Source organism: Pseudomonas sp. NY8896, from assembly GCF_039634505.1.
In genome coordinates this window covers 1076935-1098920 of the sequence record NZ_CP132350.1, presented here as the reverse complement: position 1 = coordinate 1098920, position 21986 = coordinate 1076935, and the positions used below count along the sequence as shown (strand labels likewise).

Here is a 21986-nt window from a genome sequence, read left to right as displayed (position 1 = left end):
TTCAGGTTGAACCGGAAATTTTACCACAGGCGTCATTTTCGGCACGCCCCCATGGCAGCATCATGGCAAGGCCCACCGGCAGCCAGCTGATGAACCATTCGGCACGCGGCGTACCAGTGAGGCTGGCAGCATCGAACTGCATGGCCAGGGTCGAATACACCCAGAACCCCAGCAGGACCTTGCCGAACAGGGTGCCGCGCGCGCGCACGATTTCACCCAGCGTGAACAGCCATACCATGGTCCACAGCAGCATACCGGGCAGCCCCATCTCGACCGCGATGTGGGTGAACATGTTGTGGGTATGGTCAAAATGCTTGCCAACCGCACTCACCTCGTAGGCCGAGCCCAGGCCCAGGCCAGTCCAGGGATGCGCGGCAATCATGTCCACCACAGCATGGAAGATTTCCGGCCGGTACGACGAGCCACGCTTGGCGATCAGATCGTACACCAAGTAGAAAGCAAGGCCCGTGGCAATGACTGCGAGGATGGAAAACACTCGGCTGTGGCGGTCGCGGAACCACAGCGGCGCCATCACCACGGTGATCACCAGCGCCAGAAGCGCCCCACGGCTCTGGCTGAGCATGGCGAAGGCCCCCAGGCAAGCCAGTGCCGCCAGCCACAACAGCTGCAAGCCTCGTTGCCGAGGTGGCTCGTAGAGCAGGAAGAGCACGGCCGAGCCAATGACATAGGCGCCCAGGATGGGGTGGGATATCTCACCGATACCCGCCAGCCTCATCAGCAAAGGCATGCGCTGCAACCCATAGAACTTGATGATCGAGACCAGTGCCGCAATGGCCAGTAGCGCGCTGCCAAGCAGCAACAGCTGGCGAATACGGCCCAGGCCAAGCTGGGCGAGCAACGGGAAAGCCAACAGGAACACCAGGATGTAGAGCAGCCGTTTGATCTCGCGCCCGTCATCTTCCGCAGATGACCACACCAGGCTCAGCCCGCTCCAGGCCAACAGCAGCAGCACGCTCCCCCACAGCGCCGGCTGGCGCTTCCAGGCCTGCACCAGCACGTCACGCGCCGACCAGGCCAAGACCAGCGTCGGCAGCCACAGGAACAACACCAGCCCCTGCTGATAAACCTTGTTGCTCGGTGCCAGGGCAATCGCCGCCAGGAACCAGACCAGACCCAAACCTAACCAGGCCCGTGCCCAGCTTTTTTGATACAACATCCTTTCCCCCGATGAATCAAAGACACCATCCATGGTGCTACAGCATTATTTTCGGCATTATTGCCGGTCATTTTGCTCGCCAGACGACAAGGCTCTATTCATGCAATGCTCCCGGCTCACCCAGGTCGACTTCGATCAGCTGACACAAGGCGCACAGGTGCTTGAGGCAGACAGCCATGGTGCCAAAGTCTACCTGCTCGCGAATGGAAATTTCCTTAAGGTTTTTCGTAGGAAGCGGCTGATTTCATCTGCGCTTTTGCGCCCTTACTCCCAGCGCTTTGTCGATAACGCCGCGCAGCTGGCGCAACTGGGCATCCCCACCCTCGAGGTGATCAGCCAGCACAAGCTCGACCTGCCTGGCCGCACCGCCGTGCTGTATCGCCCGCTGCCCGGGCGCACGCTGCTGCAGATGTCGCGCGATGAAGGCTTCAGCTGGGACGTTTACCTGCCACGCCTGATCGAACTGATTCGCCAGCTGCACCGCAGCGGTGTGTACTTTCGCTCGCTGCACCTGGGCAACGTGGTGGTCACCCCCGACCAGCGCCTGGGCCTGATCGACGTGGCCGATATGCGTTTCCTGCGCCCGCCGCTGTCGGCACGCATGATTCGGCGCAATGTGCAGCATATGGTGCGCTATATCGAGCGGGAGAACCTGGGCGACCGGTTCCCCCTCGCCGCCTTCGAGGCAGCCCTGCTGGCGCGCTGAGCGTCAGCTGCGCAACAGGCTCTGCGAGCCGTTGCAGAACGCCTGCCAGGCCTGCTCCGGCGCCAACGCCTGGCGCTGCTGCGCGGCAACCGCCGAAGCGCTCAACGCCGAACAACGCTCGATCGCCTCGGCCCAGGCGCTCTCGTCGGCAATGGGCAGGTAGCCCCCGGTGTCGCGTAACTGCTCGCGGAACACTTGCAGGTCGCTGCACACCACCGGCACATCGGCCATCACGGCCTCTTGCACTACCAGCCCCAGCCCTTCGGAACGCGAAGGCACCAATAGCCAGTCGAAGGCCCGATACAACTGCTGCAGGTCTTCGCGGTGGCCACATAGATGAACCCGCCCAGCCAGGCCCAGCGCGTCGATACGTGCCTGGAGCGCGGCGTGCTGCGGCCCCTCGCCAATGATCGCCAGTTGCAGGCACGGTTGCCGAGCACATGCTTTGGCGAATGCCTCGATCAGCATTTCAAAGCCCTTGCTCTCTACCAAACGCCCTACCGCACCCAACATCACCCCGCCGGCCTGAGGCAATCGCAGCGCCTGCCTGGCCTGGTCCCGGCTCAGCAACGGCTCGACGAACGCCAGTGGGTCGAGCGCCATGCGTAGCGTCTGCACCGGCCTGCCCAGATCGCGTTCCAGCGACTCGGCCAAGGTCTGCGACACCGCTGCGATACTCAGGCGCTCGGCCGGGAGCCTGCGCAACAGGCGAATATCGCTGGCGTGCAGACGCGTCTTGCCATGGAACAGCACCTTGGCGCGCACCTCGGGAATGTTCTGCAGCAACGGCAGCACCAGCCGCGCGACGCCAATACCGTCGAGCAGCACGATTTCTGCCCTGGCTTCGGCCAGCGCCTTGCGCAAGCGCATGCGCAGCCACGGGCGAAGCAAGCGCCACAAGTGCCGCCCTTTGAGCGCACGTGACGGCATGTGCCACTCCCGGGTAGAACCGAGCCCACAGCAGAGCCCGCTGCCCAGCAGCAGCCAGTTACTGATCCGGGCATCGGCACCCGCGTTCGACAACACCTGCCGATGCACCTTGTGGATGGACATGTACGGCGTTCCACCCGCCCACATCATATTGACGATGTTCATGGGCCCTCTCCCGCTCATGTCAGGTGGGACAGCGACTTCATTGAACAAAAATGGTGATACCCATGCCGATCAAGGCACCCGTCACCAGCGTCAATGCCAGCTTTATCCGATCACGTTGACGACGCTTGGCCTTACGCTCCACTTCAATGGGCAAGGTCACGTGATTACCGAATCCTGTGTGCAAGACTGCATCACCCTCCAAGGTGACCGCTGTCAGATTTAACTCAGCGTAGCGTCGGGAAAGCGCCTTCTCTCCAGCATAGGCGGCAAATGGCGCGCAGCGCTGGTAATCGCTCAAGCGACGCAGGCCAGGATTGAGCGAGAATGCCTGCCATTCGGCTTTTTCGGAAAGCAGCGGATAACACGGCACGCCGGCGATCACCTGGCGATCACCCAGGTGGATGTACGGGCTGTGGATAGCCAGGTCGTGGGCATGGCTGCGCAGCCACACCTGCAACAGGTTGGGGCTGACCTCCAGAATGGCCCGCGAGTCTTCGACGAAGCCTTGGCGGTAGAAATGCCAGTCGTCTTCGCAGTGAAAGATGTACGGCGTCTTGACGTGGCTGTAAGCCAGGTCGATAGACGGCAATTGGCCAAGCTTGGGGCGATTGACGAACACCTTGCAGTACGGCTTCCAGTGCTCCGGCACAGCGGCATGCACGGCATCGTCACCGGAATCTTCGGTGATGAATACCTCGCGAATGGGCGCGGTGTTGTAGCGATCGAAACTCTCAAGGGTGTCTTTGAGCAGATCGAACCGCCCACAACTGGTCACGACGAGCGTGACGTCACTCTCATTTGAAAAGCGCACCGGACTCCCTCCGCATTGCGACTGTCGGCTTTCAACAACCCGCTCCTGGGCGTGAAAGCTCTTATTTAGATGCCCAGCTTCAGGCGCAGCCGCTGCCATGCAGACAATGGCGGGTGGGGCCTGAGCGCCGGGCGCATTTGGTCGACGATGCTACGTCCAACTGCGCCGAAACTGAAACGGGAAACCGCCAAATGGCGGCCGTTTTCTGCAATCTGCCGGGCCAGATCAGGGTCCGCGCGCAAGCGGCGGAGCTTTTCCTGAAGGGTCGGGATGTTGTCATAGAACACCACGTTGTGCATGTCCTGCAGGCCCAATGCGCGGTTTTCTTCCTCGCCCTGGTCGTACGCCAGCAACACACAGCCACAGGCCATGGCTTCGAAGTTCTTGATCATGTATTCGCCCATACCGACGTCGGCACTGACGAAAAAACGGATACGGTTGAGCGTGTTGCAGTAGTCCTCACCCGACTTGGTGCGGGTTACCAGCAGGTTCTCGACCTGCCCCAACTCGTCCAGCAACGCCTTGCGACCGCTGTAGGCCACGCTGTTGACACTGCCGACGAAGGCCAGTTCGATATCGCGCTCACGCCCCTGGTCCGTCAGCAACTGCTCGTCGTAGCCCTTGGGCACGAACACCGCGTCAAAACCCTCCTGGCGCAGGCGTTCGCTGACCATGTAGCCAGAGCTGATCACCCGGGCCCATGGCAGTTGCCGGTAATGGGCGCTGAACTTGCCGGTGTACTTGCACGGGATGTAGTTCTGGTAGGCGTCGTGCTCGAGGATGACCAGGTTCGGCACGGTACGGATGAAGGCCACCTGGCGGATCTCCTGCTTGAAGCGCAGGAAGAACACGATGCGGTCATAGCGTTCGACCTGCACTTCACGCTTGAAATAGCGACGCAGGTTGCGTTGGTCTTCGCTGGTCAGCCAGCGCAGGTCGCATTCGCAGTTGGCCGCGACGCCGTCGTACAGGCGGTCGAGAATCGCCCGCTGTTCCTTCTGTACCAGAAATAGGACTTTCATTGCTTTCCTTGGGCGCTCTGCGCCATCGCGGTCAACCATGGGGCGTGCTTACAGCTCGCGCCGCCAGAACAGTTCGTGTCGGCGCACGGCCTTGCGGAAGAACTCGTTCTCTCCATAAGGCGACGGCCGACGCGCGGCCAGCCAGCGTTGCAACCAGCGGCGCAGGCGGCGCTTGAACGGCGCGGGCGGCTGCAGGTCGTGCATCATGCCCAGGGCCATGGCCTTGTCGTGCTGGGTAGCCCGGTCCAGGACCAGGCTGCAAGGTGCCCAGGCCTGCGCAGCGCTCAACTGCGGAGGCAGGGCCACGCCATCGCCGCTGTCGCCCATAGGCCAGCGGTCGTTGTCATGCAGGTGGTTGGCATAGCACAGCAGGGTTTGTGGCTGCCAGGCCAGGCCTTGCAGGGCTTCCAGCACTGCCGCCTGAGCGCAGATGTGGTCGGGATGCGGGTCGAGTTGCGGGTGCGGCATCACCAACACCTCTGGCCTTGCCAGTTCCAGCAAGGCACGCAGGTCGGCCAGCAGGTTGTGCCAGGTTGGCGCGCCATCGCGGTCGCCTGGCAATGGGAACGGGTTGAACTGGCGGAACAGGCGAATATCGGCGAGTTCGGCGTCACGAGAGACGGCCGGCTGATCGGGCGCGGCCTGCATGGCAGGCAGTTGCAGGCAGAAGTAACCCAGTTGCACGCAACGCGACTCCGGCACACCGGCCCAACGCGGCACGGCGATGCTGTCCCAGGCACGCAGGCGGCCCTTCAGACGCGCGGCCTCAGCTTTTGCCAGGCCCATCTGTTGATAATGCTCGGCCTCGATCTCACCGGCGGTCAGGGTCACCACCCAGGTTTCGTCGGCCTGACTGTACAGGCCATACGCGGCCAGCTCGGCGTCGTCGGCATGTGGCGCGATTACCATCACCCGACGCCGCTGCAGCTCGACCGCCGGGGTTATCCACAGCCGAGCCTGGCCCAGCAGCCGGCAATGCCGACCGCGCAGGCGCAACGTGCCGGCTTGCAGCGGCGCAGCCAGGCCAGTCAGGTTGAGGAACCGCACGCCATCGACACCACGCTCGAACGTTTGCCGATCGGACTGATCGGCAGCGGTCAGCTCGACCCGAGGGTCGAGAAACCGCCCCAGCCAGCTGCTTTTTACGTGCAGCTCAAGCACCAGGGTTTCGTCGCCCTGCAGCGCGCACTCGGCCTTGAGCAGACCGTCCTGCAGGCTGGCTGGTACCGGTTGCGCCTGGTCGCCAAAGTCGTAGGCATAGTCCTCACCTGGCGCATAGAACAGGTGGTCGGCAAACCAGGCTTCATGGGCAGCCCAGAGCAGCGGCAACAGCAGCAGTGGCAGCCACCACCAGCTGATAACACCGAGGGCGACAAGCGCGACTAGGCCCACCAGCAGGCCCAGGCGCTTGTTGCGCCGGTGGCGCTTGAGCAACTGCTGCTTGCGGCTCACGCCTGATACACCGGCACGGGGTTGCACCAACGGTCCTTGTACTCGCGGTCGGCACGGCCGAACGAGAACCGCAGTGGCTTGTTGCGCGCGCGGGCATCTTCCCAAGCGGCCTGGGTATTGAGGAAGCTCAGCACACTGCCGGGGCTGAAGGCCTTGGTTTCAGGGTCGACGCCGCCATTGATGTATTCGACGCTGATCCACTCTGGCGCTTCGACGCGGTACACCAACTGGATGGCAATCGGCTTGCCGTCCAGCAGCAGCACCGAGCCGATCAGCAGCTCGCGCAGGCGCTCCAGCACATCGGCCATGCGCTCGGCGCCTGTGGCTGGAAAGCCCCAGCGGCGCAGGAACAGGTCGCAGTACATGCTGGCGATGTCCTGGGCAGCGAAGTCACTGATCGGGCGTACCACGCCGCCCGCCTCTTCCAGCAGGCGCAGTTCGCGGCGCTGGTTGTAGCGGAACTTCTTCGACAGATCTTCGGGCGCCCGGGCCATCGCCAACTGCTCCTTCTGCGCCTTCAGGCCGCTGAAGCGCCCTTGGTTCAGCTCGGACAGGTAACGCACGGTATGACGCAACGGCGCCGCGGCATCGACCGCCGCCGGCAGGATGATTTCGGCATTGCCAAGGTCGAACAGGGCTTTCTTGCCGGCACGCTTGAGCACGTCCTTGGCCAGCGCCAGGTGGTGCCCCCAGGTGGGAATGGCGGCCTTGAGCTCACCGGCCTGATACCAACCCAGGTATCGCACCGGGATCTGCGCCAGATCAGCCAGTTGCTCGACCACCAGCGGATGGGTGGCGACACTGCCACCAAAGCGCGCCCATGCCTCGGCATAGGCCTTGGCGTCGACAGTTTGCCAACCGCGTTCGCGGAAGGCCTGGATACGATTGAGCATCAGGCCTGCCCCACCAGCGCACGCACCTGCGGCAGCTGCCAGAAGGCCTCGCGCACTGCCTGGTCGGAGAAACGCTCACGCAGGCGCTGCAGCATGTGCTCGGCACAAGCCTGGCGCTGCTCGGCGTCCAGCGTGGCCATGTGCTTCAGGCCTTGAGCCAGCTGGGCAGCATCGCCCAACGGGAACAGCACGCCAACACCCTCGACGACTTCGCGGGCACCGCCACAGGCCGTGGCCAGCACCGGCACGCCGGCGACCATGGCTTCGAGCAGGACCATGCCGAACGGCTCATGGTCGGAGCTCAGGGCGAACACATCGAAGGCCTGGAAGTAACGCCGCGCATCCGGCACCTGACCCAGGAAGTCCACCTGCCCGGCAATACCGAGCTCGGCAGCCAAGGCCTTGAGTTCGTCCGCCAGGCGGCCCTTGCCGAGGATAGCCAAGCGAGCACCCGCCGGCAGCCCCGGCAGCGCTTGGGCAAAGCCACGCAACAAAGTGGCCTGGTCCTTGTCCGGGTGCAAGCGCCCGACGTTGCCGACGATCCACGCCTGCGCATCCAGGCCCAGGGCCTGGCGCGCCTCGGCATGCGGCACCAGGGCCATTTGCAGGGCGTCGATGTCGATGCGGTTGTACAGGGTCTGGATGCGTTCGGCCGGCCACTGTGGCAGGCACCGACGCATGTCGTCACGCACCGCGTCCGACACACCCAGCAGGCTCAGGCGCTTGCTGAACAGGTTGGCGAACAGCCGGCGGCCCTTGCGCTCATAGTCACCAAAGGCATGGTGCACGCCAATCACCGGCAGGCCGGTACCCAGCAGGGCGACGTAGATGGGCTTGAAGCGGTGGGCGATGCAGAAGGCGAAGTTGCGCTCGGCCGCGATCCGCCGCAACGCGCGGATCGCCCCGAGCTTCAAACCGCGCACGGCCTTGGAGCTGAACTCCAGGAACAACACCTCGTCCGACGCACAGCCGGCCGCTACCTGCGGGTCGGCTGCCCCGGTGAGGAACACCGTGGTGACCTGGTAGCCACGCCCCTGGAACAGGCTGGCGTACTGACGGGCGCAGTCGAGGAAAGGCCCGTCATAACCATGGCAGAACTGCAGGATGCGCGGTTCAGAGCGGCTGGTCATAGGCGGCGGCGCCGTCCTTCACGACCAGGATGTCTTCCATGATCAGGTACTGCAGGTCCGAGCCGAAGAACATGTTCAGGGCATCGGTCGGTGAGCAGATCATCGGTTCGCCACGGCGGTTCAGCGAGGTGTTCAGCGACACGCCGTTGCCGGTCAGGTCTTCCAGCGCCTTCATCATGTCGTAGTAGCGCGGGTTGTACTCGCGCTTGAGCACCTGGGCACGCGAAGTGCCGTCCTCGTGCACCACTTCCGGTACGCGCGTCTTCCACTCCTCAGCCACTTCGAAGGTGAAGGTCATGAATGGCGCCGGGTGGTCGACCTTGATCATCTGCGGGGCAACGGTGTCGAGCATCGACGGGCAGAAAGGTCTCCAGCGTTCACGGAACTTGATCTGGTGGTTGATGCGGTCGGCCACGCCTTCGACGCTCGGGCAGCCAATGATCGAACGGCCACCCAGGGCACGCGGACCGAACTCCATGCGGCCTTGGAACCAGGCCACCGGATTGCCATCCACCATGATCTTGGCGATCTGCTGGGGCATGTTCTCAAGCTTGCGCCACTTCGGCTGGTTCGGATGACGGGCGCAGGCGGCAATCACGTCCTCGTTGGAGTACGAAGGGCCGAGGTAGACGTGTTCCATCTTCTCGACCGGTACGCCACGGGCGTGGGAAACGTAGGCTGCGGCGCCAACGGCAGTGCCGGCGTCGCCGGAGGCCGGCTGGACGAACAGTTCCTTCACGTCCGGGCGGGCGATGATCTTCTGGTTGAGCTTGACGTTCAGCGCGCAGCCGCCGGCGAAGGCCAGCTTGCCGGTTTCACGCAGGGTGTCGCCCAGGTAGTGGTCGATCATCTGCAGCGCCAGCTTCTCGAACAGCGCCTGCATGCTGGCCGCGTAGTGGATGTACGGCTCGTCGGCGATGTCGCCTTCGCGCTTGGGGCCCAGCCATTCGATCAGTTTCGGCGAGAAGTAGAAACCCTTGCCCTTCTCTTTATAGCGGCGCAGGCCGATGACGTTGGCGTACTCGGTGTTGATCACCAGCTCGCCGTTTTCGAAGCTGGCCAGGCGCGAGAAATCGTACTTGCTGGCGTCGCCGTAAGGCGCCATGCCCATGACCTTGAACTCGCCATCGAGCATCTCGAAGCCGAGGAACTCGGTGATCGCGCCGTACAGGCCGCCCAACGAGTCCGGGTCGAAGAATTCCTTGATCTTGTGGATCTTGCCGTTTTCGCCGTAGCCAAAGAAGGTGGTGGCGTACTCGCCTTTACCGTCAATGCCGAGAATCGCGGTTTTTTCCTTGAAGCCCGAGCAGTGGTACGCACTGGAAGCGTGGGCCAGGTGGTGCTCGACCGGCTCGATCTTGACCTTTTTCGGGTCGAAGCCCAGTTGCTCCAGGCACCAGACGATCTTCTTGCGGTAGCGCTTGTAGCGACGGTTGCCCATCAGGATGGCGTCGAGGGCGCGATCCGGGGCGTACCAGTAGCGCTTGGCATAGTGCCAGCGCGCCTTGCCGAACAGGCTGATCGGGGCGAACGGGATGGCTACCACGTCGACATCGGACGGCTTGATGCCTGCCTGTTCCAGGCAGAACTTCGCCGACTCGTAGGGCATGCGGTTCTTCGCATGCTTGTCACGCACGAAGCGCTCTTCTTCGGCGGCGGCAATCAGCTTGCCGTCAATGTACAGGGCCGCGGAAGGGTCATGGCTAAGGGCGCCGGACAGGCCAAGAATCGTCAATGCCAAGGGATTAGCCTCTTCATTCGGTAAAAATGCGCCAGCTGCCTCTTGGGCGGGTGGCGGCTAAAGGGCGGAATTATAACGCAAACATGTGCGCAACGCGGCAACCTGTATTATTCGGCGATCAGCCAATCCATGCGGTAGCTACCGTCCGTCTGCGCCAGCTCTTTGGCCAGCCAAGGCAACAACTCCTTGAGCTCTTCTTCCAGGCCCCACGGCGGGTTGGCGATGGCCAGGCCCGAACCATTAAGGCCCTGCGGGCTGTCCTGGTGGTGCACGTATAGCTCGACCCGCAGCAATTTCGGCGCGCCGGTGCTGGTCAGGTCCTGGTAATAGCGGGTCAGCGAGCGCTGGTCCTTGATCGGGTACCAGATGGCCACAACCGTCTGACGCATGCGGCCAATCGCCTCTTTCATGGCATTGGTGCAACGCTTGAGCTCATCGGCCTGTTCGAACGGCGGGTCGATCAGCATGATCGCGCGCTTTTCCTGCACAGGCAGCAAGGCACGCGGCACATGCCAGCCTTCGCCCAGATGCACGACCACGCGCGGGTCTTTCTTCATGTTCTCTTTGAGCAGCGGGCCGTCTTCGGGGTGCTTCTCGTTGAGCAGGGCACGGTCCTGCTGGCGCATCAGGCGGCGGGCCAGTTCGGGCGAACCTGGGTAGTAGCGCAGCTCGCCGTCGGCGTTCAGGCGCTTGATGACGCGCAGGTAGTCGTCGGCCATGGCCGGCAGGTCATCGCGGTTCCACAGACGAGCGACGCCTTCCAGGTACTCGCCGGTGCGAGTTGCCTGGTCGCCTTGCAGGTCGTACAGGCCAAGGCCTGCGTGGGTATCGATGTAGGCGAACGGCTGCTCCTTGCGCGACATCAGGGCGATGAGGCGGGTCAGCACGATGTGTTTGAGGACGTCGGCGTGGTTGCCGGCGTGGAAGGCGTGACGATAGTTCATGGCAACTCCTGCGGGGAGTGCAAGTTTACCTTGCCTTGCAGGCGGAGTCAGGCCTGGCTGCTGATTGGCGGCGCCCGCTGAGCAGGCGCCGCCAATTCAACGGCTGTTACTTGTCAGCGTGGTACGCCGCATCGGCAGTCTCGAAGCGCTGCACCATCGCCTTCGAAGGGCTGCCCATCTTGCTCACCAGCACGATGGCGATGCTCGCCAGCAGGAAGCCTGGGATGATTTCGTACAGGCCCCAGGTATCGATCTGCTTCCACACGATCACGGTCACTGCGCCCACCACGATACCGGCCAGTGCGCCGTTGCGGGTCATGCCTTTCCACAGTACCGAAATCAGCACCACCGGGCCGAATGCAGCGCCGAAGCCGGCCCAGGCGTAGGCCACCAGGCCCAGCACGCGGTTTTCCGGGTTGGCAGCCATGGCAATGGCGATCAGGGCTACGGCCAGCACCATCAGACGACCGACCCACACCAGCTCGAGCTGCGAAGCGTTCTTGCGCAGGAACGACTTGTAGAAGTCTTCGGTCAGGGCACTGGAGCACACCAGCAGTTGGCAGCTCAGGGTGCTCATCACCGCCGCCAGAATGGCCGACAGCAATACACCGGCGATCCATGGGCTGAACAGGATCTTCGCCAGCTCGATGAACACGCGCTCGTGGTTTTCGGTCACCGGGCCCGCCAGATCAGGGTTGGCCGAGAAGTAGGCGATACCGAAGAAGCCCACGGCACAGGTACCGGCCAGGCACAGAATCATCCAGGTCATGGAGATGCGACGGGCTTTGGCAATCGATTTCACCGAATCGGCGGCCATGAAACGCGCCAGGATGTGCGGCTGACCGAAATAGCCCAGGCCCCAACCCATCAGCGAGATGATGCCAATGAAGGTAGCGCCCTTGAACATGTCGAAGTTGGCCGGGTTGACCGCCTCGATGGCAGCGAAGGTGGTGTCGAAGCCACCCGTGGAGATCAGCACGATCACCGGGGTCAGGATCAGCGCGAAGATCATCAGCGAAGCCTGCACGGTGTCGGTCCAACTTACCGCCAGGAAGCCACCCACGAAGGTGTAGGCGATGGTCGCCGCGGCGCCGGCCCACAGGGCTGTCTCGTACGACATGCCGAAGGTGCTTTCGAACAGACGGGCACCGGCAACGATGCCGGAAGCGCAGTAGATGGTGAAGAACACCAGGATGACGATCGCCGAAATGATCCGCAGCAGGCCGCTTTGGTCTTCGAAACGGCTGGAGAAGTAGTCCGGCAGGGTCAGTGCGTCACCGTTGTGTTCGGTCTGCACACGCAGACGGCCGGCCACGAACAGCCAGTTCAGGTAGGCACCAACGGTCAGGCCGATGGCGATCCAGGCCTCGGACAGGCCCGAGAAGTAGATGGCGCCCGGCAGGCCCATCAGCAGCCAGCCGCTCATGTCGGATGCGCCGGCAGACAGCGCGGTAACCACGCTACCCAGGCTGCGACCGCCCAGAATGTAATCGGAAAGGTTGTTGGTGGCGCGATAGGCGGCGAAGCCGATCAGCACCATTGCCGCGATGTAGACCACGAAAGTGATCGTTAGTGGATTGCCCATGCGTGTGCCCTGGCGTTTGTTTTTATCTCATGCACAACCGCAGCCATGGCGGTTGCACCCAGGCGGCGAATCCTATGCAACAACGCAAAGCAGGTGCAACCATTTTTCATTTGCAAGTTGCACCTTGCCGAGCATTTTTCGTAACAGCAGCCTTTTTGCTCCTTTTTGGAGCAAAAAGGCGGTTTTTCAGAATAAAACGCACCGAAAGCACCCCTTTTCAAGGTGTGGAAATGCCTGTCGGACGAGTTGCACCTTCTTCAGAAAAAATTCGGGTTGCACCTGGTTGCACCCGAATTGTCCTACAGCTACTCTTGGCGCCAGCTTAGGCCACAGCCGTGGCAATAACGAGGATAAGAAATGGCGACGACCACCCTTGGGGTCAAACTCGACGACCCGACCCGTGAGCGACTCAAAGCAGCTGCGCAGTCCATTGACCGCACGCCGCACTGGTTGATCAAGCAAGCGATCTTCAACTATCTGGAGAAGCTCGAGGGTGGTGCCACCCTGACCGAACTCAACGGTCATGTCAGCAACCTGGCCGATGATGCCGGTGAAGTCCAGGCCGACCACAGCCACCAGTGCTTCCTCGAATTCGCCGAGAGCATCCTGCCGCAGTCGGTACTGCGCTCGGCGATCACTGCCGCCTACCGCCGCCCCGAGCAGGAAGTGGTGCCGATGCTGCTGGAGCAGGCACGCCTGAGCGCGCCATTGGCCGAAGCCACCAACAAGCTGGCAGCCGGCATCGCCGAAAAACTGCGCAACCAGAAGAGCGCTGGCGGCCGTGCCGGCATCGTCCAGGGCCTGTTGCAGGAGTTCTCGCTGTCGTCCCAGGAAGGCGTGGCACTGATGTGCCTGGCCGAAGCGCTGCTGCGCATCCCTGACAAGGGCACCCGCGACGCGCTGATCCGCGACAAGATCAGCACCGGCAACTGGCAGCCGCACCTGGGCAACAGCCCGTCGCTGTTCGTCAACGCCGCTACCTGGGGCCTGCTGCTGACCGGCAAGCTGGTCAGCACCCATAACGAATCCGGCCTCACCTCCTCGCTCACCCGCATCATCGGCAAGAGCGGCGAGCCGATGATCCGCAAGGGCGTCGACATGGCCATGCGCCTGATGGGCGAGCAGTTCGTCACCGGTGAAACCATCGCCGAAGCCCTGGCCAACGCCAGCCGCTTCGAGGCCAAGGGTTTCCGCTATTCCTACGACATGCTCGGCGAAGCCGCGCTGACCGAACACGACGCGCAGAAGTACCTGGCGTCCTACGAGCAGGCCATCCACTCGATTGGCAAGGCCTCCCATGGCCGCGGCATCTATGAAGGCCCAGGTATCTCGATCAAGCTGTCGGCACTGCACCCACGCTACAGCCGTGCCCAGTACGAGCGCGTGATGGAAGAGCTGTACCCGCGCCTGCTGTCGCTGACCCTGCTGGCCAAGCAGTACGACATCGGCCTGAACATCGACGCCGAAGAGGCCGACCGCCTGGAGCTGTCGCTCGACCTGCTCGAGCGCCTGTGCTTCGAACCTTCGCTGGCGGGCTGGAACGGCATCGGTTTCGTCATCCAGGCCTACCAGAAGCGCTGCCCGTACGTGATCGACTACGTCATCGACCTGGCCAAGCGCAGCCGCCACCGCCTGATGATCCGCCTGGTTAAAGGCGCCTACTGGGACAGCGAGATCAAGCGTGCCCAGGTCGAAGGCCTGGAAGGCTACCCGGTGTACACCCGCAAGGTGTACACCGACGTGTCCTACGTTGCCTGCGCCCGCAAGCTGCTGGCCGTACCAGAAGCCATCTACCCACAGTTCGCCACCCACAACGCCCACACCCTGTCGGCCATCTACCACATCGCCGGGCAGAACTATTACCCGGGGCAGTACGAGTTCCAGTGCCTGCACGGCATGGGTGAGCCGCTGTATGAGCAAGTGGTCGGCAAGATTGCCGATGGCAAGCTGAACCGCCCGTGCCGCGTCTATGCGCCGGTCGGCACCCACGAAACACTGCTGGCCTACCTGGTACGCCGCCTGCTGGAAAACGGCGCCAACACCTCGTTCGTCAACCGCATCGCCGACCACTCCATCTCCATCCAGGAACTGGTCGCCGACCCGGTCGCCAGCATCGAGCGCATGGGCACCCAGGAAGGCAGCATCGGCCTGCCGCACCCACGCATCCCGCTGCCGCGCGACTTGTATGGCAACGAGCGGGCCAACTCGGCCGGCATCGACATGGCCAACGAACACCGCCTGGCGTCGCTGTCCTGCGCCATGCTGGCCACCGCTCACAACGACTGGAAAGCCGCCCCGCTGCTGGCCTGCGCCGCCAGCGATAGCGCTGCCGTGCCGGTGCTGAACCCGGCCGACCTTCGCGATGTGGTGGGCCATGTGCAGGAGGCCACCGTCGCCGATGTCGACAACGCCATCCAGTGTGCACTGAACGCCGCACCGATCTGGCAGGCCACCCCACCCGCCGAACGTGCCGCCATTCTGGAGCGCACCGCCGACCTGATGGAGGCCGAGATCCAACCGCTGATGGGCCTGCTCATCCGCGAAGCCGGCAAAACCTTCGCCAACGCCATCGCAGAGGTGCGTGAAGCCGTGGACTTCCTGCGCTACTACGCGGTGCAGGCACGCAACGACTTCAGCAACGACGCCCACCGCCCGCTGGGCCCGGTGGTGTGCATCAGCCCATGGAACTTCCCGCTGGCGATCTTCACCGGCCAGGTGGCCGCAGCCCTGGCTGCCGGCAACCCGGTACTGGCCAAGCCCGCCGAGCAAACCCCGCTGATCGCCGCCCAGGCCGTGCGCCTGCTGCTGGAAGCCGGCATCCCCGAGGGCGTGCTGCAGTTGCTGCCAGGCCGCGGTGAAACCGTCGGTGCTGGCCTGGTCGGTGACGAGCGCGTCAAAGGCGTGATGTTCACCGGCTCCACCGAAGTCGCCCGCCTGCTGCAGCGCAACGTCGCCGGTCGCCTGGACAACCAGGGCCGCCCGATCCCGCTGATCGCCGAAACCGGTGGCCAGAACGCGATGATCGTCGACTCCTCGGCACTGACCGAGCAGGTGGTGATCGACGTGGTTTCCTCGGCCTTCGACAGCGCTGGCCAGCGTTGCTCGGCCCTGCGCGTACTGTGCCTGCAGGAAGACTCCGCCGACCGCGTGATCGAAATGCTCAAGGGCGCCATGGCCGAAAGCCGCCTGGGCTGCCCGGACCGCCTGGCCGTGGACATTGGCCCGGTGATCGACGCCGAAGCCAAGGCCGGCATCGAGAAGCACATCCAGGGCATGCGTGAAAAAGGCCGCTCGGTCTATCAGGTTGCCATTGCCGATGCTGCCGAGATCAAGCGCGGCACCTTCGTCATGCCAACCCTGATCGAGCTGGACAGCTTCGACGAGCTCAAGCGTGAAATCTTCGGCCCGGTACTGCACGTGGTGCGCTACAACCGCCGCAACCTGGACCAGCTGATCGAGCAGATCAACAACTCTGGCTATGGCCTGACCCTCGGCGTGCACACCCGCATCGACGAGACCATCGCCAAGGTGGTGGAAACCGCCAATGCCGGCAACATGTACGTAAACCGCAATATTGTCGGTGCGGTGGTGGGCGTGCAGCCGTTCGGCGGTGAAGGCCTATCCGGCACCGGCCCGAAAGCAGGCGGCCCGCTGTACCTGTACCGCCTGCTGTCGACCCGCCCGGCCGACGCGATTGGCCGCCACTTCCAGCAGCAGGACGGCGAAGGCAAGCCAGACCGCACCCTGCACGAACAGCTGATCAAGCCGCTGCATGGTCTGAAGGCCTGGGCCGAGAGCAACCAGCTGGCTGACCTGGCTGCGCTGTGCGACCAGTTCGCCAGCCAGTCGCAAAGCGGTATCGCCCGCCTGCTGCCAGGCCCGACCGGCGAGCGCAACAGCTACACCATCCTGCCGCGCGAGCACGTGCTGTGCCTGGCGGACAACGAAGCCGACCTGCTGGCGCAACTGGCTGCGGTACTGGCCGTTGGCAGCTCGGCGGTGTGGGCTGACAGCGAACCGGGCAAGGCCCTGCGTGCCCGCCTGCCGCGTGAGCTGCAGGCCAAGGTCAAGCTGGTGGCGGACTGGAACAAGGATGACGTGGCGTTCGACGCCGTGATCCACCATGGCGACTCGGACCAGCTGCGCAGCGTGTGCCAGCAGGTGGCCAAGCGCGCCGGGGCGATCGTCGGTGTGCACGGGCTGTCCAGCGGGGATCACCAGATTGCGCTGGAGCGGTTGGTGATTGAGCGGGCGGTGAGTGTGAATACTGCGGCGGCGGGTGGTAACGCCAGCCTGATGACCATTGGCTGAGGCTGAGGGTTGTTGAAGAAAAGGGAGGGCTTAGGCTCTCCCTTTTTTATGGGCGGTTGTCTTGAGATAGGGTTGGGCTGACAGGTGCTCGCCACAGCATTTTCTGCGCCTGTGAGACCGAGCGCCGCCCGCGCGGCGCATCGCGACGCAAGGCCGCTCCTACATTTGTTTCGGGCCAGTTCATCCTGTTAGGCCACCGCTGTCCGCCTTGTTTGTTCCATGCGGTATTGAAGGGGGCGCAGTCGCTCTTATCGATCTCCAGCCATGCCTCCAGGGTACGCGCGCCATAGGCACAGGAGAGACTGGCCCGAAACAAATGTAGGAGCGGCCTTGCGTCGCGATGCGCCGCGCGGGCGGCGCTCGGTCTCACAGGCGCAGAAAGCATCAAGGCAAGCACCTGTATGCCCCAACCGTTCTAAACCCATATCACCCAAACCTATTAACCTCCCCCCACACCACCCGGTTCCCTACACTCGCAGCATCCCGCCTCAGGACCGCACCCATGCCCGAGACCCTGCTCAGCCCTCGTAACCTGGCCTTCGAGCTCTACGAAGTACTCGACGCCGAAGCCCTCACCCAGCGCCCGCGTTTCGCCGAGCACAGCCGTGAAACCTTCGACGCGGCACTGACCACCGCCCGCACCATCGCCGAAAAGTACTTCGCCCCGCACAACCGCAAGGCCGACGAGAACGAGCCGCGCTACGTGGATGGTCGCGCGGAGCTGATCACCGAGGTGAAGCCTGCCGTCGACGCCTTCCTCGAAGCCGGCTTTCTCAACACCAACCGGGACTTCGAGGTGGGTGGCATGCAGCTGCCCAGCCTGGTGTCGCAGGCCTGCTTCGCCCACTTCCAGGCCGCCAACGCCGGCACCACGGCCTACCCATTCCTGACCATGGGCGCAGCCAACCTGATCGAGAGTTTCGGCACAGAGGAACAGAAGCGCCTGTTCCTGCAACCGATGATCGAGGGCCGCTACTTCGGTACCATGGCGCTGACCGAGCCCCACGCCGGCTCGTCTCTGGCCGACATCCGCACCCGCGCCGAACCTGCAGCCGACGGCAGCTACCGGCTCAAAGGCAACAAGATCTTCATCTCCGGTGGCGACCACGAACTGTCGGAAAACATCGTGCACATGGTGCTGGCCAAGCTGCCGGACGCCCCGCCCGGGGTGAAAGGCATCTCGCTGTTCATCGTGCCCAAGTTCAACGTCAACCCGGACGGCAGCCGTGGCCCGCGTAACGGCGTGCTGCTGGCCGGCTTGTTCCACAAGATGGGCTGGCGTGGCACCACCTCCACCGCGCTGAACTTCGGCGACAACGGCGAGTGCGTCGGCTACCTGGTGGGCCAGCCGCACCAGGGCCTGGCCTGCATGTTCCAGATGATGAACGAGGCGCGTATCGGCGTCGGCATGGGTGCAGTGATGCTAGGTTACGCCGGCTACCTTTACTCGTTGGAATACGCCCGACAGCGTCCGCAGGGCCGGCTACCGGACAACAAAGACCCACACAGCCAAGCGGTGCCGATCATCGAACATAGCGATGTAAAGCGCATGCTGCTGGCCCAGAAGGCTTACGTGGAAGGTGCCTTTGACCTGGGCCTGTATGCCGCCCGTCTATTCGACGATACTCACACCGCCAGCGAAGAAAGCACCCGCCAGCAGACCCAGGAACTGCTCGACCTGCTGACTCCGATCGTCAAGTCGTGGCCGTCGACGTTCTGCCTCAAGGCCAACGAACTGGCGATCCAGATTCTCGGCGGCCACGGCTACACCCGCGAATATCCGGTGGAACAGTATTACCGCGACAACCGCCTGAACCCGATTCACGAAGGCACCGAGGGCATTCAGTCGCTCGACTTGCTTGGCCGCAAGCTGGCGCAAAACAATGGCGCCGGGCTCAAACAACTCATCCGCCTGATCGCCAACACCGGCGAGCGCGCCAGCCACCACCCCAACCTCGACCCTCTGCGCCAGCCGCTGGAGCAACTAGTCAACCGCCTGCAAAGCGTAACGCTGGCCCTGCTCGGCGACCTGGCACAAGGCAAAGTCGCTGGTGCCTTGGCCAACTCGGCCCTGTACCTCAAGGCCTTCGGCCACTGCGTTATCGGCTGGCGCTGGCTGGAGCAGGCGATTCACGCCGAGCTTGGTTTGCTAAAGGGCAACGCTGCCGACCGCGACTTCTACCTCGGCAAGCTCCAGGCCGCACGTTATTTCCTGACCTGGGAAGTACCGGGCTGCCATAATGAGCTGGCATTGCTAGAGGCGCGCGACGATACCTGCCTCGCCATGCAAGACGGGTGGTTCTAGGGGGAGCCACCGTGTACACGGAGGCTTTTGCATGTTCGATTCCAGCGCCCTGCTGCGCCAGCGCTTTGCCGCGCTGCGCAGTACGGCCGAGTTGTTTTCCCTGCGCCATGTGAAACAGTCGCACCAGGCGCTGTCGGTTCGGCGCAACGTTGCCGAACCACCGTTCTTCAGCCAGGACGAAGGCGCCATGCTCACCGTGCGGGTCAACGGCGTGGAGGCCTATGCGGCCACCGCCGACATGTCCCAGGCCGGCCTGCAACGCGCACTGGAACAAGCCGAGGCACTTGCCCGGCAGATCGCTCCGCACAGCCTGCTGGACCTGCGCGAGCAGCCAGTGACCAGTGCTCGTCACGACCATCTCTCACCCCATTTCGACCAGCCCGTGCCTAGCCTCGCCGACTGCCTTGGCCTGCTGGCTGCCGAATCGGCCAGCGTGCCCAAGGACAGCCGCCTAGTGGACTGGCAGGCCAGCCTGGGCCTGAGCCTGGTCGAGCAAACCTACCTGAACTCGGCCGGCGCCGAGCTACGCCATGCCCAGCGTTTCCTGTTCCCAGGCCTGGGTGTGACCGCCAGCGACGGCCAGGATAGCCAAAGCCGCAGCCTGGGCCGCGACAACTTCGGCCAACAGGGCGGTTTCGAGATCATCGAGCGTTGCGGGCTGGTCGGCGCCGCCCGGCAGGTCGCCGACGAGGCACTGCAACTGCTGATGGCCCCCAACACCCCCAGCGGCCCGCGCGACCTGCTGCTGATGCCGGACCAGATGATGCTGCAGATCCACGAGTCCATCGGCCACCCGCTGGAGATGGACCGCATCCTCGGCGACGAGCGCAACTACGCCGGCACCAGCTTCGTCAAAGCCAGCGACTTCGGCCACCTGCAGTACGGTTCCAGCCTGTTGAACGTGACCTTCGACCCGACCATCGGCGAAGAGCTGGCCAGCTACAGCTTTGATGATGACGGCACCCCGGCCAGCAAGCAGTTCCTGATCCGCGACGGCCTGCTGCTGCGCCCACTGGGCGGCGCGCTGTCGCAGTTCCGCTCTGGCCTGGACGGCGTGGCCAACAGCCGCGCCTGTGGCTGGAACCGTGCCCCGATCGACCGCATGGCCAACCTCAACATCGAACCGGGCGACCAAAGCCTGCATCAGCTGATCCAGGACATCGAGCACGGCATCCTGATGCGTACCAACCGTTCCTGGTCCATCGACGATGCGCGCAACAAGTTCCAGTTCGGCTGCGAATGGGGCCAACTGATCGAAAATGGCGAGCTGAAGGGCATCGTCAAGAACCCCAACTACCGTGGCATCTCCGCGCAGTTCTGGCTCAACCTGTCGGCCGTCGGCGACCGCAGCACCTTCCAGGTACTGGGCACGCCCAACTGCGGCAAGGGCGAACCCAACCAGGTGGTGCGGGTCGGCCATGCCTCGCCGGCCTGCGTGTTCCGCCAGATCGACGTATTCGGAGGAGACGCCTGATGCAACATGCTTTCGAAACCCTGGTCGGGGATGTGCGCGCCGCCCTGCAAGCAGGCGAACAGTTCACCCTCGGCTACAGCGCCGAACAGTCGCAATTCGTGCGTTTCAACCACGCCAAGGTGCGCCAGGCCGGTGAAGTGAGCCAGGCCAGCGCTCAACTGCGGCTGGTGCACGATGGCCGCCAGGCGGAACAGCAAGTGACCTTGAGTGGCGAGGTGCAGGTGGACCGCCAGCGCCTGGCCGATGCTCTGGCGCAATTGCGCCAGACCCTGCCGCTGTTGGCCCTCGACCCCTACCTGCGCCTGGACGAAAGCGCCTGGCACAGCCACAGCCTGCAAGAACAACCACTGCCCGAGCTGGACGAAGTGCTGGCCTTGCTCGACAGCGAGGCAGGTGACCTGGACCTGGTCGGCATCTACGCCGCAGGCCCTATCTGCCGAGGCTTTGCCAGTTCGTTCGGGGCCTTTGGCTGGCACCAGGCCAACAGTTTCAACTTCGACTGGAGCCTTTTCCACGAAAACGGCCAGGCGGTGAAGGCCAACTATGCCGGCCAGCTGTGGAGCGCAGACGACTTCATCGCACGCCTGCGCCAGGCACGTGAACAACTGGGCTTCCTCGGTCGCCCGGCGATCACCCTCAAACCGGGAAGCTACCGCGCCTACCTGGCTCCGGCAGCCATGGACGAGATCGCCGGCATGCTCTGCTGGGGCGGTTTTTCCGCGCAGGCCCTGGCCACTGGCAACAGCGCCCTGCAGCGCTTGTACAACGGCGATGCACGGCTGAGCCCGCTGGTGAGTTTCACCGAGCAGGTCAGCGGGTCGCTAAGCCCGGCGTTTTCCGACGAAGGTGCGCCGCGTCTGGATGTGCCATTGATCCAGCACGGTGAGGCGCTGCAACGCTTGATCAGTGCGCGCAGTGCAGCCGAGTTCGCGTTGCTGGCCAATGGTGCCGACAGTTACGAATCGCCGTGTGCGCTGAGCCTGGCGCCGGGTAATCTGGCCAGCGAGCAGGTGCTTGAGCGGCTGGGCACCGGGCTGTACATCAGCAACCTGTGGTACCTGAACTACTCTGACCTGCCGGCAGCACGCATGACCGGGCTGACCCGCTTCGCCACGTTCTGGGTGGAAAACGGGCAGATCCAGGGGCCGGTAAGTACCATGCGCTTCGATGATAGCCTGTACAGCTTGCTGGGTAGCCAACTGGAGGACCTGACCCGGGAGCGCGAGATGATCTTGTCGACCAGTACCTATGGACAGCGCAGTACCGGGTCGAGTCATTTGCCCGGGGCACTGGTCAAAGGCCTGACCCTGACACTGTGACTGGACTTGCCGGCCCTTTCG

General features: G+C 63.6%; 16 protein-coding genes. 6 read left to right on the top strand and 10 right to left on the bottom strand.

The window, feature by feature from the left end; genetic code table 11:
• Position 1: 1 nt before the first annotated feature.
• A complete protein-coding gene (locus Q9451_RS04860) occupies positions 2-1177 on the bottom strand; it encodes an O-antigen ligase family protein (protein WP_012274496.1) in 1176 nt (391 codons plus the stop codon).
• A 100-nt stretch (positions 1178-1277) separates the two neighbouring features.
• Here Q9451_RS04860 and Q9451_RS04855 point away from each other — a divergent pair, with 100 nt between their 5' ends.
• Entirely contained in the window at positions 1278-1883 is a 606-nt protein-coding gene (locus Q9451_RS04855) for a hypothetical protein (protein ID WP_012274497.1), read from the top strand.
• Between the two features lie 3 nt (positions 1884-1886).
• Here Q9451_RS04855 and Q9451_RS04850 read toward each other — a convergent pair whose 3' ends face one another.
• From Q9451_RS04850 to putP, 9 genes are all read right to left on the bottom strand, one after another.
• Positions 1887-2978 (bottom strand): glycosyltransferase, encoded by a 1092-nt coding sequence (locus tag Q9451_RS04850; RefSeq protein WP_012274498.1) that lies wholly within the window; start codon positions 2976-2978, stop codon positions 1887-1889.
• A 37-nt stretch (positions 2979-3015) separates the two neighbouring features.
• A complete protein-coding gene (locus Q9451_RS04845) occupies positions 3016-3789 on the bottom strand; it encodes a hypothetical protein (RefSeq protein ID WP_012274499.1) in 774 nt (257 codons plus the stop codon).
• Between the two features lie 65 nt (positions 3790-3854).
• The gene (locus Q9451_RS04840; RefSeq protein WP_012274500.1) at positions 3855-4811 is read right to left on the bottom strand and encodes a glycosyltransferase; all 957 of its coding nucleotides are present in this window, start codon (positions 4809-4811) and stop codon (positions 3855-3857) included.
• Positions 4812-4859: 48 nt separating this feature from the next.
• Positions 4860-6263 (bottom strand): PIG-L family deacetylase, encoded by a 1404-nt coding sequence (locus Q9451_RS04835; RefSeq protein ID WP_012274501.1) that lies wholly within the window; start codon positions 6261-6263, stop codon positions 4860-4862.
• Positions 6260-7156: an antimicrobial resistance protein Mig-14 gene (locus Q9451_RS04830; protein WP_012274502.1), complete on the bottom strand. Its 897-nt coding sequence runs from the start codon at positions 7154-7156 to the stop codon at positions 6260-6262. Before Q9451_RS04830 ends, Q9451_RS04835 begins: the two co-directional genes overlap by 4 nt.
• Positions 7156-8286: a glycosyltransferase gene (locus Q9451_RS04825; RefSeq protein WP_012274503.1), complete on the bottom strand. Its 1131-nt coding sequence runs from the start codon at positions 8284-8286 to the stop codon at positions 7156-7158. Before Q9451_RS04825 ends, Q9451_RS04830 begins: the two co-directional genes overlap by 1 nt.
• Positions 8270-10027 carry a carbamoyltransferase gene (locus Q9451_RS04820; protein WP_012274504.1) on the bottom strand — a complete coding sequence of 586 codons (1758 nt, stop codon included), beginning with the start codon at positions 10025-10027 and terminating at the stop codon, positions 8270-8272. The genes Q9451_RS04825 and Q9451_RS04820 overlap by 17 nt, the downstream gene beginning before the upstream one ends.
• A 107-nt stretch (positions 10028-10134) precedes the next feature.
• Positions 10135-10971: a 23S rRNA (adenine(2030)-N(6))-methyltransferase RlmJ gene (gene rlmJ / locus Q9451_RS04815; RefSeq protein ID WP_012274505.1), complete on the bottom strand. Its 837-nt coding sequence runs from the start codon at positions 10969-10971 to the stop codon at positions 10135-10137.
• Between the two features lie 106 nt (positions 10972-11077).
• Positions 11078-12556 (bottom strand): sodium/proline symporter PutP, encoded by a 1479-nt coding sequence (putP, locus tag Q9451_RS04810; RefSeq protein ID WP_012274506.1) that lies wholly within the window; start codon positions 12554-12556, stop codon positions 11078-11080.
• A gap of 74 nt (positions 12557-12630) precedes the next feature.
• Here putP and Q9451_RS04805 point away from each other — a divergent pair, with 74 nt between their 5' ends.
• From Q9451_RS04805 to Q9451_RS04785, 5 genes are all read left to right on the top strand, one after another.
• Positions 12631-12882: a hypothetical protein gene (locus tag Q9451_RS04805; protein WP_345960887.1), complete on the top strand. Its 252-nt coding sequence runs from the start codon at positions 12631-12633 to the stop codon at positions 12880-12882.
• 31 nt (positions 12883-12913) lie between these two features.
• On the top strand, positions 12914-16867 hold the full coding sequence (putA, locus tag Q9451_RS04800) for a trifunctional transcriptional regulator/proline dehydrogenase/L-glutamate gamma-semialdehyde dehydrogenase (RefSeq protein WP_012274507.1): 3954 nt from the start codon (positions 12914-12916) through the stop codon (positions 16865-16867).
• A gap of 502 nt (positions 16868-17369) precedes the next feature.
• Positions 17370-19172, top strand: a complete 1803-nt coding sequence (locus tag Q9451_RS04795) for an acyl-CoA dehydrogenase (protein ID WP_012274508.1) — start codon at positions 17370-17372, stop codon at positions 19170-19172.
• Positions 19173-19203: 31 nt separating this feature from the next.
• Positions 19204-20646, top strand: a complete 1443-nt coding sequence (locus tag Q9451_RS04790) for a TldD/PmbA family protein (RefSeq protein WP_012274509.1) — start codon at positions 19204-19206, stop codon at positions 20644-20646.
• Positions 20646-21965 carry a TldD/PmbA family protein gene (locus Q9451_RS04785; RefSeq protein WP_012274510.1) on the top strand — a complete coding sequence of 440 codons (1320 nt, stop codon included), beginning with the start codon at positions 20646-20648 and terminating at the stop codon, positions 21963-21965. The genes Q9451_RS04790 and Q9451_RS04785 overlap by 1 nt, the downstream gene beginning before the upstream one ends.
• Positions 21966-21986: the final 21 nt, after the last annotated feature.